The 16,874-nt window shown below is 49.2% G+C and carries 12 protein-coding genes; 6 read left to right on the forward strand and 6 right to left on the reverse strand.

Annotated elements, in window-relative coordinates:
- Positions 1-567, reverse strand: coding sequence for an RNA polymerase sigma factor (locus BRW83_RS11475; protein ID WP_005879193.1), 567 nt, complete (start codon positions 565-567; stop codon positions 1-3).
- A 438-nt stretch (positions 568-1,005) separates the two neighbouring features.
- Between BRW83_RS11475 and BRW83_RS11480 the strand changes: the two genes are divergently transcribed.
- Genes BRW83_RS11480 through ilvC form a run of 3 tightly spaced genes read left to right on the forward strand, consistent with a single transcriptional unit; the run spans position 1,006 to position 4,272 of the window.
- Positions 1,006-2,724: an acetolactate synthase 3 catalytic subunit gene (locus tag BRW83_RS11480; protein ID WP_005879191.1), complete on the forward strand. Its 1,719-nt coding sequence runs from the start codon at positions 1,006-1,008 to the stop codon at positions 2,722-2,724.
- 1 nt (position 2,725) lies between these two features.
- Positions 2,726-3,217 (forward strand): acetolactate synthase small subunit, encoded by a 492-nt coding sequence (gene ilvN / locus BRW83_RS11485; RefSeq protein ID WP_005879188.1) that lies wholly within the window; start codon positions 2,726-2,728, stop codon positions 3,215-3,217.
- Between the two features lie 38 nt (positions 3,218-3,255).
- Positions 3,256-4,272, forward strand: coding sequence for a ketol-acid reductoisomerase (ilvC, locus tag BRW83_RS11490; protein WP_005879182.1), 1,017 nt, complete (start codon positions 3,256-3,258; stop codon positions 4,270-4,272).
- 89 nt (positions 4,273-4,361) lie between these two features.
- Here ilvC and yfaE read toward each other — a convergent pair whose 3' ends face one another.
- The 3 genes from yfaE to nrdA form a co-directional block, all read right to left on the reverse strand.
- Positions 4,362-4,712 (reverse strand): class I ribonucleotide reductase maintenance protein YfaE, encoded by a 351-nt coding sequence (gene yfaE / locus BRW83_RS11495; protein WP_269208310.1) that lies wholly within the window; start codon positions 4,710-4,712, stop codon positions 4,362-4,364.
- Positions 4,712-5,842, reverse strand: a complete 1,131-nt coding sequence (gene nrdB, locus BRW83_RS11500; protein ID WP_005879178.1) for a class Ia ribonucleoside-diphosphate reductase subunit beta — start codon at positions 5,840-5,842, stop codon at positions 4,712-4,714. Before nrdB ends, yfaE begins: the two co-directional genes overlap by 1 nt.
- 103 nt (positions 5,843-5,945) lie before the next feature.
- Positions 5,946-8,231 carry a class 1a ribonucleoside-diphosphate reductase subunit alpha gene (nrdA, locus tag BRW83_RS11505; protein ID WP_005879176.1) on the reverse strand — a complete coding sequence of 762 codons (2,286 nt, stop codon included), beginning with the start codon at positions 8,229-8,231 and terminating at the stop codon, positions 5,946-5,948.
- Between the two features lie 600 nt (positions 8,232-8,831).
- Between nrdA and mutS the strand changes: the two genes are divergently transcribed.
- Complete coding sequence (mutS, locus tag BRW83_RS11515) at positions 8,832-11,510, forward strand: DNA mismatch repair protein MutS (protein ID WP_005879174.1); 2,679 nt, start codon at positions 8,832-8,834, stop codon at positions 11,508-11,510.
- 44 nt (positions 11,511-11,554) lie between these two features.
- On the forward strand, positions 11,555-12,484 hold the full coding sequence (locus BRW83_RS11520; protein WP_231284441.1) for a hypothetical protein: 930 nt from the start codon (positions 11,555-11,557) through the stop codon (positions 12,482-12,484).
- Here the strand turns inward: BRW83_RS11520 and recQ are convergent.
- Positions 12,468-14,294: a DNA helicase RecQ gene (gene recQ / locus BRW83_RS11525; protein WP_005879171.1), complete on the reverse strand. Its 1,827-nt coding sequence runs from the start codon at positions 14,292-14,294 to the stop codon at positions 12,468-12,470. The two genes, BRW83_RS11520 and recQ, sit on opposite strands and share 17 nt — an antisense overlap.
- A gap of 32 nt (positions 14,295-14,326) precedes the next feature.
- Positions 14,327-15,157, reverse strand: coding sequence for an undecaprenyl-diphosphate phosphatase (locus BRW83_RS11530; protein WP_005879169.1), 831 nt, complete (start codon positions 15,155-15,157; stop codon positions 14,327-14,329).
- A gap of 498 nt (positions 15,158-15,655) precedes the next feature.
- On the opposite strand from BRW83_RS11530, the gene BRW83_RS11535 reads away from it, so the two are divergent.
- Complete coding sequence (locus BRW83_RS11535) at positions 15,656-16,873, forward strand: efflux RND transporter periplasmic adaptor subunit (RefSeq protein ID WP_005879167.1); 1,218 nt, start codon at positions 15,656-15,658, stop codon at positions 16,871-16,873.
- Position 16,874: the final 1 nt, after the last annotated feature.

Consider the following 16,874-nt stretch of genomic DNA (forward strand, 5'->3'; position numbering starts at 1 on the left):
TCATAATTCAATCCCTCGTGCCTTCAGGGCTTTTGCCAATGCATGTGTTGCTCGGGAGCAATGCGTTTTGACGCTTCCCACCGAACATTTCATCGCTTCTGCCGTTTCGGCTACATCCATATCATTCCAGTAACGCATCAGGAAGGCTTCGCGTTGACGCGCAGGCAACTTTTCTACTTCTTCTTCAATAATTCCCAACACTTCAGCGCGTTCGAGCTTTTCTGCAGACGATTCTACGGTGTCGTTTTCCGATTCGTTCTGATAAATTTCCAAAACATCGAAATCTTCACCATCAGAAGTAGTGGACATGCTGGAAAACAGGCTGACCCAGGTATTCCTGACCTTTTCACGCCGGAAAAAATCGCTGATCGTGTTCTGCAAGATGCGCTGGAATAGCATCGGCAACTCGGCAGATGGCTTGTCGCCATATTTTTCTGCGAGTTTGATCATGGCATCCTGGACAATATCAAGCGCAGACTCATCTTTGCGCACGGCATAGACTGCCTGTTTGAATGCGCGTTTTTCAACGCCAGCCAGAAAATCGGATAATTCTTTGTCAGTTGCCATTCTATTTTGGCAGAAGGATCAACCTTACCGGATTAAAAAAAACACACTGTGAAGTGTCAATCAGGTGCAAATGCTAACAAGAAAAGGCCTTCTTGTGCAGATGTAGTGTAAAATTATTCACTTTATACAATTGTTGAAGTGTTGTACATTTGTAATTGAGTATGGCTTGACCAAAAAGCGCAGGCTGATATCTGTTATCCGCTTTATATACCCTCTGGCGGAATGGTTTTCTCACATGGTGCTCATAATGCCGCCTGTCGTGAAGACATGCTTTGCTACTTTGAAAGCTGTTTGCTCTGACCCGTGCCACAAGTACGAGAAATCGATGTTTATTCCTCAAATTTCACAATAAAATGTGAAATTTGTTTCGTAATACACTCGAATTCGTCAGGAAAGAGCATCCGATCAATTTCCAGTGGACCTTGAAAGGAAGGAAGTATGAGTTTAGAAATGACAGGCTCTGACATACTGGTCAGAAGTCTGGCCGATGAAGGCGTAGAGCACGTTTTCGGATACCCGGGTGGTTCCGTTCTCTATATTTATGATGCCATTTACAAACAGGACAAATTCAAACATGTCCTGGTTCGTCACGAACAGGCTGCCGTTCACGCTGCAGATGCCTATGCACGCAGTTCCGGCAAAGTCGGTGTTGCACTGGTGACCTCCGGCCCGGGCGTAACGAATGCGATTACCGGTCTGGCAACCGCTTACATGGATTCCATTCCGCTCGTTCTGATCAGCGGTCAGGTTTCAACCCATGCAATCGGTTCGGACGCTTTCCAGGAATGCGACGCGGTCGGTATCACACGTCCATGCGTCAAGCACAATTTCCTCGTCAAAGACGTCAAGGATCTTGCCGTTACCATCAAAAAAGCATTTTACATTGCCTCGACAGGCCGTCCCGGTCCTGTTCTGGTCGATATTCCGAAGGACGTCAGCATGCAGGCTGGCCTTTACGATTATCCGAAGGAAATCGAAATGCGCTCCTACAAGCCGATCGACAAAGGCCATACCGGACAGATTCGCAAAGCCGTCCAGATGATGCTTCAGGCTGAACGTCCTCTGGTTTATGCCGGTGGCGGCGTTATCCTGTCGGACTCCGCACCGGAACTGAACCAGCTCGTCGACCGTCTCGACATTCCCTGTGTCACTACGCTGCAGGGTCTCGGTGGCTATCGTGCCTCGAGTGAAAGACACCTCGGCATGCCCGGCATGCACGGTACGTATGAAGCCAATATGGCCATGCAGAATTGCGACGTACTGGTCGCGATCGGTGCCCGTTTCGACGACCGTGTTATCGGCAACCCGGACCATTTTTCACGGGTTCCACGCAAGATCATTCATATCGACATCGATCCGTCCTCCATTTCCAAACGTGTCAAGGTCGACATTCCTATCGTCGGCAACGTCAGGGACGTATTGCAGGAAATGCTGGCCCAGCTCGACGCTGCGCCAAACGCATCGACCAATCCTCAGGCGATGGCCTCATGGTGGAAACAGATCAACGAATGGCGCAAGAAAGATTGCCTCAAATACGAAGAAACCGATCAGGTCATCAAGCCCCAGTACGTTATCGAAAAACTGTGGGAAGTCACCAAGGGTGACGCTTTCGTCGCTTCCGACGTCGGCCAGCACCAGATGTGGGCAGCCCAATACTATCCGTTCGACAAGCCACGCCGCTGGCTGAATTCCGGCGGTCTTGGAACGATGGGTGTCGGCCTGCCGTATGCAATGGGTGTCCAGATGGCCAACCCGGACGCAACGGTTGCGTGCATCACGGGCGAAGGTTCCATCCAGATGAATATCCAGGAACTGGCTACCTGCAAACAATACAACCTGACACCCAAAATCATCATGTTGAACAACGGTGTTCTGGGTATGGTTCGCCAGTGGCAGCGTCTGGATTATGAATCCCGTTATTCGGAAACTTATGTCGCTTCGCTTCCCGACTTCAACAAACTGGCGGAAGCTTACGGTCATGTCGGCATCAAAGTAGAAAAAGCCGTGGACGTCGAAGGCGCCCTGAGAGAAGCTTTCTCGATGAAAGACAAGCTGGTTTTCCTGAACATCCTGACAGATTCGACCGAAAACGTCTGGCCAATGGTCAAGGCGGGTAAAGGATTGACTGAAATGGTGATGAGTCTGGAGGACAAATAACATGCGACACATAATTTCTGTACTTCTGGAAAACGAAGCAGGCGCACTGGCTCGTGTTGTCGGACTTTTCGCTGCTCGTGGTTACAACATCGAAACCCTGAACGTTGCGCCGACCGAAGATCCGACCCTGTCCCGCATGACGGTCGTCACCATCGGTTCGGATGATGTGATCGAACAGATTACCAAACATCTGAACCGTCTGATCGAAGTCGTCAAGGTCGTCGATCTGACGGACGGTTATTTCGTCGAACGCGAAATGATGATGATCAAGATCCGTGCCGTCGGCAAGGAACGTGAGGAAATCAAACGTACCGCAGACATCTTCCGTGGAAGAATCATCGATGTCAGCGATCGTGCATACACTATTGAATTAACCGGCGATAAAGCCAAACTGGACGCTTTCATTGAATCGATCGACCGCACCGCCATTCTGGAAACAGTCCGTTCCGGTGGTTCAGGCATTGGACGCGGTGAACGCATCCTGAAGGTTTAACCAGTTTTATTTTTTGTATTTTTGATTAGGAAACATAAATGAACGTTTTTTATGACAAGGACTGCGATCTGTCCTTAATTAAAGGTAAGAAAGTAACCGTTCTCGGTTACGGCTCCCAGGGTCACGCACACGCACTGAATCTGCATGATTCCGGCGTTGACGTTACGGTTGGCCTGCGCAAAAACGGCGCTTCCTGGAGCAAGGCTGAAGGCGCTGGCCTGAAAGTCAAGGAAGTCAACGAAGCCGTCAAGGATGCCGACATCATCATGATGCTTTTGCCTGACGAAAACATTCCTGACGTATACAACGCAAGCGTTGCACCGAATGCAAAACAGGGCGCCGTTCTGGCTTTCGCCCACGGTTTCGGCGTTCATTACGGTCAGGTTGTTCCACGTGCCGATTTCGACGTCATCATGATCGCTCCGAAAGCACCTGGTCATACCGTTCGCAGCACCTACACCCAGGGTGGTGGCGTTCCTCATCTGATCGCCGTTTATCAGGACAAATCCGGCAAGGCCCGCGACATCGCCCTGTCTTATGCCATGGCTAACGGCGGTGGCCGTGCCGGCATCATCCAGACGACCTTCCGTGAAGAAACCGAAACCGATCTGTTCGGTGAGCAGGCCGTTCTGTGCGGCGGTGCCGTTGAACTGATCAAGGCCGGTTTTGAAACACTGGTTGAAGCAGGCTACGCTCCTGAAATGGCTTATTTCGAATGCTGCCACGAACTGAAACTGATCGTCGATCTGATTCAGGAAGGTGGTATCGCCAACATGAACTATTCCATTTCCAACAATGCTGAATATGGCGAATACGTTACCGGCCCTAAAGTCATTACGGAAGAAAGCAAAAACGCGATGCGTCAGGCTTTAAAAGATATCCAGACCGGCGAATATGCCAAGAGCTTCATTCTGGAAAACAAGGCTAACGCACCTACCCTGTTGTCCCGCCGTCGTCTGACCGCAGAACACCCGATCGAACAGGTCGGTGGCCGTCTGCGTGCCATGATGCCTTGGCTTGCCAAGAATAAACTGGTTGACCAGTCCAAAAACTGATTTCCGGTTTCGGAAGTCCACGAAAAAGAGCGCTTTACGCGCTCTTTTTTGTTTTCTGGACACATCAGGTATTTTATGTCTTCCTTACACTACCGGACATTTTCGATATCCAGTTCAATATCGCATTCGGGTATGCAACAACAGGGCAGTATTTCACCTTCATTGACCAGTGCCAGCGGCTCTTGACGATAAGTCACTTTTCCTGCCGTCATCCGGCAACGGCACGAACCGCAATAGCCGGAACGGCACTGGTACTCGACGGCTATCCCGTGATATTCCAGCGCTTCCAGCAGCGAAGCTGCCTTTTCAGGGTATTCCAGTTTTTTGCCGCCCGGTTTCAAGGTAATGAACTTTTGAGCGTCAGATACACCTGCTTCATTTTCCTGCGCAGAGGCATCAGTTCCTTGCCACAAAAAAGTGGAATGGTTCATTTCAGCCATTACAGTTGAAAATTGCTCAAATCGTCGGCATTGACTTCAGAGTCGATCTGGCCGACCAGATACGAACTCACCTCGACTTCCTGTGGCGCTACCTGAACATTGTCGGAAACGAGCCAGGCATTGATCCAGGGAATCGGGTTGGAACGTATTTCAAACGGAAGTGGCATCCCGACTGCCTGCATCCGGGTATTGGTAATGTACTCGACATACTGGCACAAAATATCCCTGTTCAACCCGATCATGGAACCATCCCTGAACAGATAATCGGCCCATTCCTTTTCCTGCTCCGCTGCCCGGACGAACAGATCAATACTTTGTTCCCGACACTCTTTTGCAATTTCCGCCATATCGGGATCATCCTCGCCGGAACCCATCAAATTTAGCATATGCTGGGTACCCGTCAGATGCAATGCTTCGTCACGCGCGATCAGCCGGATGATTTTGGCATTGCCTTCCATCAGTTCACGTTCGGCAAAGGCAAACGAACAGGCGAAACTGACGTAAAAACGGATCGCTTCCAGCACATTCACGCTCATCAGGCACATGTACAGCTTTTTCTTCAGTTCATACAGGCTGACATTGACCGTTTTTCCATTAACCTGATGGGTTCCCTCTCCCAGCAGATGATAATACCCGGTCATTTCGATCAAGTCGTCGTAATAAACGGAAATATCCGTTGCCCTTCTCACGATATTTTCATTGCTGACAATATCGTCAAATACGATAGCCGGATCGTTGACGATGTTACGGATGATATGGGTATAGGAACGTGAGTGGATGGTTTCGGAAAAAGACCATGTTTCTATCCATGTTTCCAACTCCGGAATCGACACCAGCGGCAGGAGCGCCACGTTTGGACTACGTCCCTGAATCGAATCCAGCAGGGTCTGGTATTTCAGGTTACTGATGAAGATGTGCTTTTCATGTTCCGGAAGTGCCTGATAATCGATACGGTCGCGCGACACATCGACTTCTTCGGGACGCCAGAAAAAAGACAATTGTTTTTCAATCAGTTTTTCGAAAACCTCATGCTTTTGCTGGTCGTAACGGGCCACATTCACCGGCTGTCCGAAAAACATCGGTTCGAGAAGCTGGTTATTCTTCGTCTGGGAAAAAATGGTATAAGCCATAAAATTGATCTCGATTATTCATTTCCAGGGACAGCTTTTTTCTTGTCCCGTCATCCATTCAGTGTTCTGTCTTTTTCATTAGCCAAAGAAAAAACAGTGAAACTTATATCTTGCATGCCCCGCTCTCGCAGCCGTCATCCTCTTTGCTTGCCTGAAGATCTTCCTGTGAATCTTCCGCGCCGTCACGGGTATTTTGATAATAGAGCGTCTTTACCCCCAGCTTGTAAGCCATCAGAAGATCTTTTAAAAGCTGTGTCATCGGTACCTTTCCGGATGGGAAACGCGCCGGATCGTAATTGGTATTGGCAGAAATCGCCTGATCGACAAACTTTTGCATCACACCGACCAGTTGCAGATAACCGTTGTTGTCCGGCAAGTCCCAGAGCAGTTCATAAGCGTCTTTCAGTTGTTCATAATCCGGCACGACCTGACGCAAAATCCCGTCTTTGGATGCCTTGATACTGATATGACCCCGGGGTGGTTCGATCCCGTTGGTCGCATTCGATATCTGGGAAGAGGTTTCGGATGGCATCAGCGCGGAAAGGGTCGAGTTGCGCAAACCATACTGCCTGATATTTTCGCGCAGCGCTTCCCAGTCGTAATGCAAGGGTTCATTACAGAAGGCATCGAGATCCTTTTTATAGGTATCGACGGGCAAAACGCCTTTGGCATACGACGTTTCCCCGAACCAGGGGCAGGCTCCCTGTTCTTTTGCCAATTCATTGGACGCTTTCAACAGATAATACTGAATCGCCTCAAAAGTTTTGTGCGTCAGATTGTTCGCACTGCCGTCTGAATAGCGCACTCCGTGTTTAGCCAGATAATAGGCAAAATTGATGACACCGATACCGAGCGTCCGGCGTCCCATCGCGCCATTTTTTGCCGCGAGGACCGGGTAATCCTGATAATCGAGCAGAGCATCCAATGCACGGACAGCCAGTGTGGCCAGCTCTTCCAGTTCATCCAGTGAATCGATCGCCCCCAGATTGAAAGCCGACAGGGTACAGAGCGCAATTTCACCGTTTTCGTCATTGATGTCATTCAGCGGTTTCGTTGGAAGTGCAATTTCCAGACAAAGATTGGACTGGCGAACCGGCGCGACAGCGGGGTCAAACGGGCTGTGCGTGTTGCAATGGTCGACATTCTGGATATAAATACGGCCAGTGGACGCCCGTTCCTGCATCATCAGTGAAAACAACTCGACTGCTTTCACTGTCTTTTTGCGGATACTGCCGTCCGCTTCATAGAGTGAATACAGGCGTTCGAACTCGTCCTGATCGGCAAAGAAAGCGTCGTAGAGTCCCGGTACGTCCGACGGACTGAAAAGCGTGATATCGCCTCCGGCAATGAGGCGCTTGTACATCAGGCGGTTCAGCTGTACGCCATAATCAAGATGGCGAACCCGATTGTCGTCCACGCCGCGGTTGTTTTTCAGAACGAGCAGACTTTCGACTTCCAGATGCCACAACGGATAATACACAGTCGCCGCGCCACCCCGGACACCTCCCTGAGAACAGGATTTCACTGCTGTCTGGAAATGTTTGTAAAAAGGGATACAACCGGTATGGAATGCTTCTCCTCCCCGGATCGGACTGCCGAGCGCCCGGATACGGCCTGCGTTTACGCCGATGCCAGCCCGTTGGGAAACGTATTTCACGATTGCACTGGCTGTCACATTGATGGAATCGAGACTGTCGCCACATTCGATCAGAACACACGAACTGAACTGCCGGGTCGGCGTCCTGACTCCTGCCATGATCGGTGTCGGCAGGGAAACCCTGAATGTGGAAACAGCCTCATAAAAACGTCTGATGTAATCGAGACGGGTTTGTTTCGGATATTTTGAGAAAAGACAGGCAGCCACCAGAATGTAGAGAAACTGCGCACTTTCATAAATTTCACCGGTAACCCGGTTTTGTACCAGATATTTTCCTTCCAGCTGTTTCACGGCCGCATAGGAAAAATTCATGTCACGCCAGTGATCGATGAATCCATCCATTTCCGCGAATTCCGCCGGAGAATAATCTTCAAGCAGATGGGAATCGTATTTGCCCATTCCGACAAGTCTCTTGACGTGATCATACAAAGCGGGTGGCTCGAACTGTCCATAAGCTTTTTTACGCAGATGGAAAATCGCAAGACGCGCTGCAAGATACTGATAGTCCGGAGTTTCACCGGAAATCAGATCGGCAGCCGATTTGATCATGGTTTCATGGATATCCGACGTCCGTATGCCGTCATAAAACTGGATCTGGGAACGCAATTCCACTTGCGAAACCGATACGTTATTCAATCCCTCGGCAGCCCAATCAATGACCCGATGTATCTTATCGAGATCGATGCGTTCTTTTCTTCCATCACGTTTGGTGACTAACAGCCCCTGGTTCATAAATTATTTGCCCATTCAAATAGTTGTTCTGTTGTGTCTGGCAGATCGAATTGATTCGATGAGAATTTTCTCCAGATTCGAAACTGCTTTTTTTCATACCTGACACAAGATGTGCTCGCCAGAATAACAAAGGTTTTTATTTCCTGCTGGCGACACAATCGAATGAAAACATGTCATTTGAAACAGGCCAATTGTCCACAAACATAATAACCAAGCCATTTCGCAAGCAAATTTCTCTTTTTCCCGACACAAAAGCAGGCACTTAATTAAATACAAAAAATTTGATCAGACTCAGTTTTCTATATATACACGGCACCCCTGCCTTTCAACAGTTTTATTGAAGAAGCAGCTGGGCCTAACTGACACGGCTTCATGGAATGGATACATCCCGGTAACCTTTTTCCCGAATATTCCATTAACAACAAACTGCCCGGAAAAACAAAACACTTTTTCTACTTTCAGGGGGAAAAATCCACAAAAAAAGTGTTTTTATGCGCTCTTTTTTTGCCTCCGTCCCTCCCAGACAGTACAATGGTACTTGCATTGAAGAAAATGTAACTTTTAGCGATAAAAATCGTTTTAACCTGTCTTGTTAAACGTATGACGCCACCATCCACACGGTCTGCTTCAAGGCAGCCAGCGACACCCGACTCAGCCAAACAAACCCCCATGATGCAGCAATACCTGCGCATCAAGGCGGAGCATCCTGACATGCTGTTGTTTTACCGGATGGGCGATTTTTACGAGTTGTTTTTCGACGATGCCGTTACCGCCTCGAAAATTCTGGGCATCACGCTGACCCAGCGTGCGACTACCGGTAAAAACATTGCGATGGCAGGTATCCCGTTTCACGCGCTTGACCAGTACCTCGCCAAACTGATTGCCACGGGTGAATCCGTCGCGATCTGCGAACAAATCGGCGATCCCGCCGCCAGCAAGGGGCCAGTGGAACGCAAGGTCGTCCGTATCGTCACTCCAGGCACACTGACCGATTCAAATCTGTTGCCTGAAAAAGCGGACCGCCCCCTTCTGGCAGTCAACTGCCTTAAAAACCGGAAACAACTGACGTTGGGTATGGCTTGGCTTTCCCTGTCCAGCGGTTCACTGAAACTTCTGGACGTTACGGTCGATGAAAAATATCTTCCTGCCCGTCTGCAACAGGAGCTCGAGCGGATCGGTGCAGCGGAAATCCTGATTGCCGACGGTTTCGACAAATCGCTTTTATTGAATATTTCAGGACGTATCGTGACCGTTCCTGAATGGCATTTCGATCAAGAAAACGGGAAAAAAGAACTTATTGAACAGTTGAATGTCATCACACTTGACGGATTTGGTGTCGGGGACATCAACTCGGCATTGGGCGCGTGCGGTGCCATCCTGAAATATGCCCATACGACCCAATCGCAGAATCTGCAGCATGTCCGTACCCTGTCTGTCGAAACGGAAGACGATTTCATTACCATGGACGCCATGACGAGGCGCAATCTCGAATTGACCGAACCTATCCGGACAGACAGCGGCCGTAATGAATCGCCCACCCTCTTTTCCGAGCTGGACCATTGCAGGACATCGATGGGTGCGCGACTGTTACGGCACTGGATTCACCATGCCAGCCGCAACCAGTCTGTTGCACGTGCCCGCCACGCAACTATTACAGCCTTGACGGAAGCCTGCGTGATTGACGGATTGCGCGGCATACTCGGCAATATTCCGGATATCGAACGTATCGTTTCCCGTATCGCACTCTATTCAGCACGCCCGCGCGATCTGGCAGCCCTGCGTTACGGACTTCAGCAGTTGCCGGGACTTCGTTCTTATCTCGACCAGTGTGTCATGGATGACGGCGCTTCGCTTCTGAAAGAAATCCACCGCAAACTCACCGTTCCTGCTGCCTGTCTCGACCTGCTTGAGCACGCCATCAACGATGAACCGGCTGCCATGATTCGTGATGGGGGAGTCATCGCCGGGGGATTCAGCCCTGAACTCGATGAACTTCGCTCGCTTGCCGACAATGCAGGCCAGTTCCTGGTCGATCTTGAGGCACGTGAACGTGCAAGAACCGGCATTACCAATCTGCGCGTCGAATACAATCGCGTTCACGGCTTTTACATCGAAGTGACTCAGGGACAGGTTTCCAAGGTTCCGGATGATTACCGCCGCAGGCAAACACTCAAAAATACCGAGCGATATATCACACCTGAACTCAAGGCTTTCGAAGACAAGGTTCTGTCGGCGCGTGAAAGAGCGCTTGCACTGGAAAAAAGCCTCTATGAAAAATTATTGCAGGACCTGGTCATCCATATCAGTCCGCTTCAGGAAATCGCCAGAAACACAGCCAAGCTCGATGTGTTGTCCGCGCTGGCTCTCCATGCCCAAAAACAGAACTGGATAAGGCCGGAGCTGACCGATGATTCAGTCATTCATATTGTACAGGGACGTCATCCGGTCATTGAAAACAGGATAGAACGTTTTATCGCAAACGACTGCGAGCTGTCGAATAACAAGAAATTCCTTCTGATTACCGGCCCCAATATGGGCGGCAAATCGACTTACATGAGACAGACGGCGTTGATCGTCCTGCTGGCTTATATAGGCAGCTTCGTTCCGGCCGATCAGGTTGTCATCGGACCGATTGACCGTATTTTCACCCGCATCGGCGCAGCTGACGATCTGGCTGGCGGCCGATCGACTTTCATGGTCGAGATGACCGAAGCGGCCGCCATCTTGAACGGCGCGACAGAAAACTCGCTTGTCCTGATGGATGAAATCGGTCGTGGCACATCCACTTTCGACGGTCTGGCACTGGCATGGGCCATTGCGAATCATCTGATTGAGAGCAGCCGCAGTTTCACCCTGTTTGCAACACATTATTTCGAGCTGACACAATTGCCCGAAACCTGCCCGACAGCAGAAAACGTTCACCTCTCGGCAGTCGAACACAAGGATAACATCGTTTTCCTGCATTCCGTGGAACCTGGCCCGGCTTCGCAAAGTTACGGGCTTCAGGTGGCAAAACTGGCAGGCGTCCCTGCCAATGTCATCCGCGTCGCCAGAAAACATCTGGCCGAACTTGAATCGCATTTCATGCCGGGAAAAGACCAGTTAAGCCTGTTTTCCTATACCCCTTCGACAGAACCGGAAGAAACCACATCAGAAATTTTTGAACAGTTTTCCCCTGTTATCGAAATGCTCGACGAACTCGATCCGGACAGCCTGTCACCCCGCGAAGCGCTCGAACAATTATATTCATTAAAAAAACAGCTAAAAGATTTACAATAAAAGAGTTACCAATTTCCGTTATTTGTTTTTTTATGAAAAACATCATGAAAAAATGGATACTTTTCGTTCTGTTGACCTTCGACGTCATCTCGACGTGTTTTGCGTCGAAGAACGGTCAGGCCGGTTCATTTTATTTCATCGCAATGGATCAGCCTGCCAGCAATAACCATGTCCAGCTGAAAAAAGAACTTTCCAGACTCAAAAACACGAACCCTGAGTTTATCGTCCTAAATGGCATCAAGTCCAACGCTGAATCCTGTGGAGACGATTTATACACGGAACGGAAAGAGCTCTTGAACGATGTCAATCGCCCCGTTATCGTTTCTCTGGCAGGAGGAGACTGGGTTTACTGCAAAAACTCAAGAGGAAATCCTGTTTCCGTCGAACGATTGAGGAGACTGAGAGAGATTCTTTTCGACAGTGGGCACTCACTTGGCAATCAACCAATAAACCTGACACGCCAATCACTAAGCAACCGGTTCTCTGCCTATTCCGAAAATTTTTACTGGTCTCATGGCCCGGTTCTTTTCGCCACGCTTCATCTTCCGGCCAACAACAATAATTATCTGGCTGCTGCGGGCAGAAACAATGAATTCGAGGACAGGACAATTGCCAACAAAAACTGGCTTGATCTGGTTTTCCGGCAAGCAACGCGTGAACATGCAAAAGCCATTGTCCTGTTCACAGACGGCAATCCATACAATGTAAAAACAGCCTCCAGAGACGGTTTTTCCGAAATAAGACAGAAACTGAATACGCTGCTCTCCCATTATTCGGGCCGCGTTCTCATCATTCATGGACAATCGGGCCCGATTCCAAAAGATATCGTATGGAAAGGCAAGCTGGGACTGGCCGGGGTTGGCTCCATCTGGACCCGTTTCAATGTCACGCCCAATTCGGGAGCCATTTTCAGGATTCAGCAAGCTGCGCCCAAAAAACAGGGTAAACAGAAAAAAGCTATACGGACACGTTAAACTCGTTCACCAGCCTGATAATGTCATCGCCCCACTGCGAGAGGCGTTTGTCGCCAATGCCTGAAATCTGTTTCAGCTCATCGATTGTCACCGGCTTCGCAAGTGCGATTTCACGCAATGTGGCATCCTGAAAAATGACATAGGCAGGCATGTTTTGCTCGCGTGCAACTTCCATCCGCCACCAGCGCAATTTTTCGAACAGCTTTTGCTCCTGCGGTGGCAAAACGATTTGGGAGAATTTCGGCTGTGCTTTTTCCTTGCGTTTCTTTTCCGGTTTCTGATACTGCCGCAACAAAACCTTTTTTTCGCCTTTCAGAATCGGGCGTGCCAGTTCAGACAGTTTAAGCGCATTGTACTCGTCCATATCGACCCAGACGTACTGTGCCGCGACAGCCTGCCTCAACACACTTCGCCATTCCGCCACACTTTGCCCGGCTCCGATGCCGAAAGTCGATAGCTGGTTGTGTCGCCACTGTAAAACACGTTCGGAACTGATACCCCGCAAGACATCGATAACATGAAGCGCTCCAAAACGCTGGCCTACCCGATAAATAGTCGAGAGCAGCTTTTGCATGTCTTTTGTCCCGTCTTTGGCGACCGGAGGCGTCAGGCAGGTATCGCAATTGCCACATGGGGCAGCGGATTCACCGAAATATTCCAGTAAACGGACCCGTCTGCAAGTCAAGGTTTCGCAAAAACCCAGCAAGGCATCCAGCTTGCCGATCTGGATACGCCGGTGTTCGGGATCGGCATCCGACTCGTCGATCATTCGCCGCTGCTGAACGACATCCTGCAAACCGTATGACATCCAGGCCGTTGCCGGGTTGCCGTCCCGTCCGGCACGTCCCGTTTCCTGATAATAGCCTTCCATACTCTTGGGCAAGTCCAGATGGGCGACGAAGCGAACATCCGGTTTGTCGATCCCCATTCCGAAAGCAATCGTCGCTACCATGACAATGCCCTCTTCCCTTAAAAAACGGGACTGGTTGACTGAACGCGTCTGCGTATCCATGCCAGCATGATAAGGCAGGGCATTGATATGATGTTCAAGCAGAAACGCGACCATTTCATCCACCTTTTTGCGTGACAGACAATAAACGATACCGGCATCTCCCGGATGCTCGGATTGAATGAAATCCAGCAGTTGATGACGACCGTTTTCCTTTTCAACGATACAGTAGCGGATGTTGGGCCGATCGAAAGAGGAAATGAACTGCCTGGAATTTTCCAGTTTCAGGCGCGAGAGTATTTCTGCACGGGTATGCGCATCCGCCGTCGCTGTCAGTGCAATTCTCGGCACTGCCGGAAAATATTCATGCAGAATCGAGAGCTGGATATATTCCGGACGAAAATCATGCCCCCACTGGGAAACGCAATGCGCCTCATCAATGGCGAACAAGGCGATTTTCGTTTTTGAAAGCCAGTTCAGGCAACGCTCGGTTACAAGACGTTCCGGAGCGATATAAACGAGATCGAGCTCGTTTTTCAGCACAGCCCGTTCAATCCGGGAAGCTTCTTCATACGATAAGGTCGAGTTGAGATAGGCGGCCCGCACCCCGGCTGTTTCGAGGGCATCGACTTGATCCTGCATCAATGCAATCAGAGGGGAAATGACGATCCCGACACCATCCCGAACCAGTGCAGGAATCTGGTAACAGAGAGACTTACCTCCCCCCGTCGGCATCAGGACCAGAGCGTCATGGCCGGAGGCGATTTCGGCAATGATTTCTTCCTGTTGATCTCGGAAAGAAGAATAGCCAAAAACCGATTGTAATATTTCCAATGCCTTTTGACGGCACGCCCGATTCATTGGCTTTTCAAACTCCATATCGCTTTGTTCAGTTAATCAACCCAATTGACCCATCCATAGTAAGCGCTAACTAATATGAACAGTCCGAAAGCGATACGATACCACGCAAAAGGGATGAAATTATGTGAACTGATATATCTTAACAACCAGCGCACGCAGATAAACGCGGATATAAACGCTGCAATGGCGCCCACGGAAAACCAGGGTAAATCCGCAGCGGACAACAATGCTCTTTCTTTATAAACGGAATAGACTGTCGCCCCAAACAGGGTTGGAATGGCCAGAAAGAAAGAAAATTCAGTGGCGACTTTTCGCGACAATCCACAAATCATCCCGCCGATAATTGTCGCACCTGAGCGGCTGGTTCCCGGAATCAGCGCAAAAGCCTGCGCACACCCGACTTTGAACGCGTCCATCATACTCATTTCATCGACAGATTCGATTTTCGAAACCGGATTTCTTTCATTTTTCCGTTCGACAACAATGATGATCAGTCCACCGATAATAAATGCCGCAGCCACAGGGACAGGGGCAAAAAGACAGGACTTGATAATCTTGTTGAATGAAACGCCTAAAATGGCGGCGGGTAAAAAAGCAATGATGAGATTGGTGACAAATCTGCGGTCTCTTGCATTCGTAAAGAAGCCTTTTGTCACGCTGATTATTTTCTCATGATATACCCAGCAGACTGACAGCATGGCCCCGGACTGAATGGCGATTTCAAATACCTTGATTTTTTCGCCGGTGAAATCCAGCAGGCTGCCTGCCAGAATGAGATGCCCCGTCGAGGAAATAGGCAAAAACTCGGTGACCCCCTCGACTATTCCCATAATGAGGGCTTTTAACAAAAAAAGGAAATCCATGATCCAGACTTTAAATGAACGCGAAAAGAACTGGTTTCCGATTCCCGAATCTTCAACTCACTAATTGCAGGAAAGAAATCACTCCTTGACAGGTCGCCATCATACTCGAAAAACAGATGGCTGGAAAAATAAAATTTCTTTCTGTTGAAGCCTGTTATCAGACAGGATCATAAACATGCCTGTGTTTACAATTCTTCACTAACTTTTAACAGTATCGAAATGATTCGCCCTGCTTTCAAGCCGAAAGTGCAAAAGTTGCTGCTATCATTCCTGCCTGTTTTATTAAAACTTTATACATTTGTAACAACTTATTGAATTTCGTGTAATGCTTTGTGAAAAGCACTAAATTCATATCAGGAACAAAACGTATTAAACCGTTAAGCTGTTTTGAACAGAAAACAATTCATACACTCAAATACGGCAATAAAAAATCCGGTAACCATGTCGTCTAAAATCTGAACTTTTGACAAAGAAACGGCTGTTGGAATGAACGCGAACATGCTCGAAAAAATAAAAAAACTCAAAAATCCAAAAGTCTGGATTCCTGTATCGGCCATTATAGTAATCGTCATAGCCGCACTAACGTACTGGCTTGCGACCAGCGAGGACGATATTACTTACATGACGGAAAAAGCCCGTGTGGGCAACATCAGCCAGGTTGTTGAAGCGACAGGCGAAGTCGCAGCGGTCAACCTCGTCAATGTCGGTGCTCAGGTATCGGGACAGATCAAAAAACTCTATGTCGTTCTGGGACAGGAAGTCAAACAGGGCGATATGATCGCCGAGATCGATTCGCAGACTCAGGAAAATACCTTGAATACGGACAGGGCAAAACTTGCCAATTACAAGGCCCAGCTGGAAGCCCGCAAAATCCTGTTGAACATCGCGAAGAAACAATACGATCGTGAACTTGTATTGATCAAGACGAATTCGACTTCACAACAGAATCTCGAAAACGCCAGGGACACGTACGCGACCGCCCGGGCAAATGTCAATGAAATGGAATCCCTGATCAAACAGACCCAGATCACGATTAACACGGATGAAACCAATCTGGGATACACCAAGATCAGGGCACCGTTGAATGGAACGATCGTATCCGTTCCTGTCGAAGAAGGCCAGACGGTCAACGCCAACCAGACGACACCGACGATTGTCCAGATTGCAAACCTCGGCGATATGGAAATCGACATCCAGATTTCCGAAGGCGACATCACCAAAGTCAAACCCGGCATGCCTGTCGATTACACGATTCTGTCCGAACCGAACACGATTTTCCATGCAAAACTGGATTCGATCGATCCGGGCCTGACGACACTGACCGACGGCAGCTACAGCAAGAGCAGCACGTCCAGTTCGTCCTCATCCACATCGACAGCAGCCGTTTATTACTACGGACGTTCCTACGTGAAAAATGATGAAGGCAAACTCCGGATCGGCATGATGACCCAGAACACCATTCTCGTCTCTTCTGCCGAAAACGTTCTGGTCGTCCCGACGATCGCGCTAACGAACCGGAATGACCAATATTTCGTCCGCATATTGACGGATAAAAACAAGGTTGAAAAACGGGATGTCGAAATCGGCATTTCCGATGGTGTCTATACTGAAATCACGTCCGGACTGGCCGAGGGAGACCAGGTCATCACCTCCGAAGTCGGAAAAAATGAAAAAGTCGGTTCCAGCTCGACCCGCAGCAGACCACCGAGGATTTAAG

This window comes from Oxalobacter formigenes (assembly GCF_002127965.1).
Classification (GTDB): domain Bacteria; phylum Pseudomonadota; class Gammaproteobacteria; order Burkholderiales; family Burkholderiaceae_D; genus Oxalobacter; species Oxalobacter formigenes.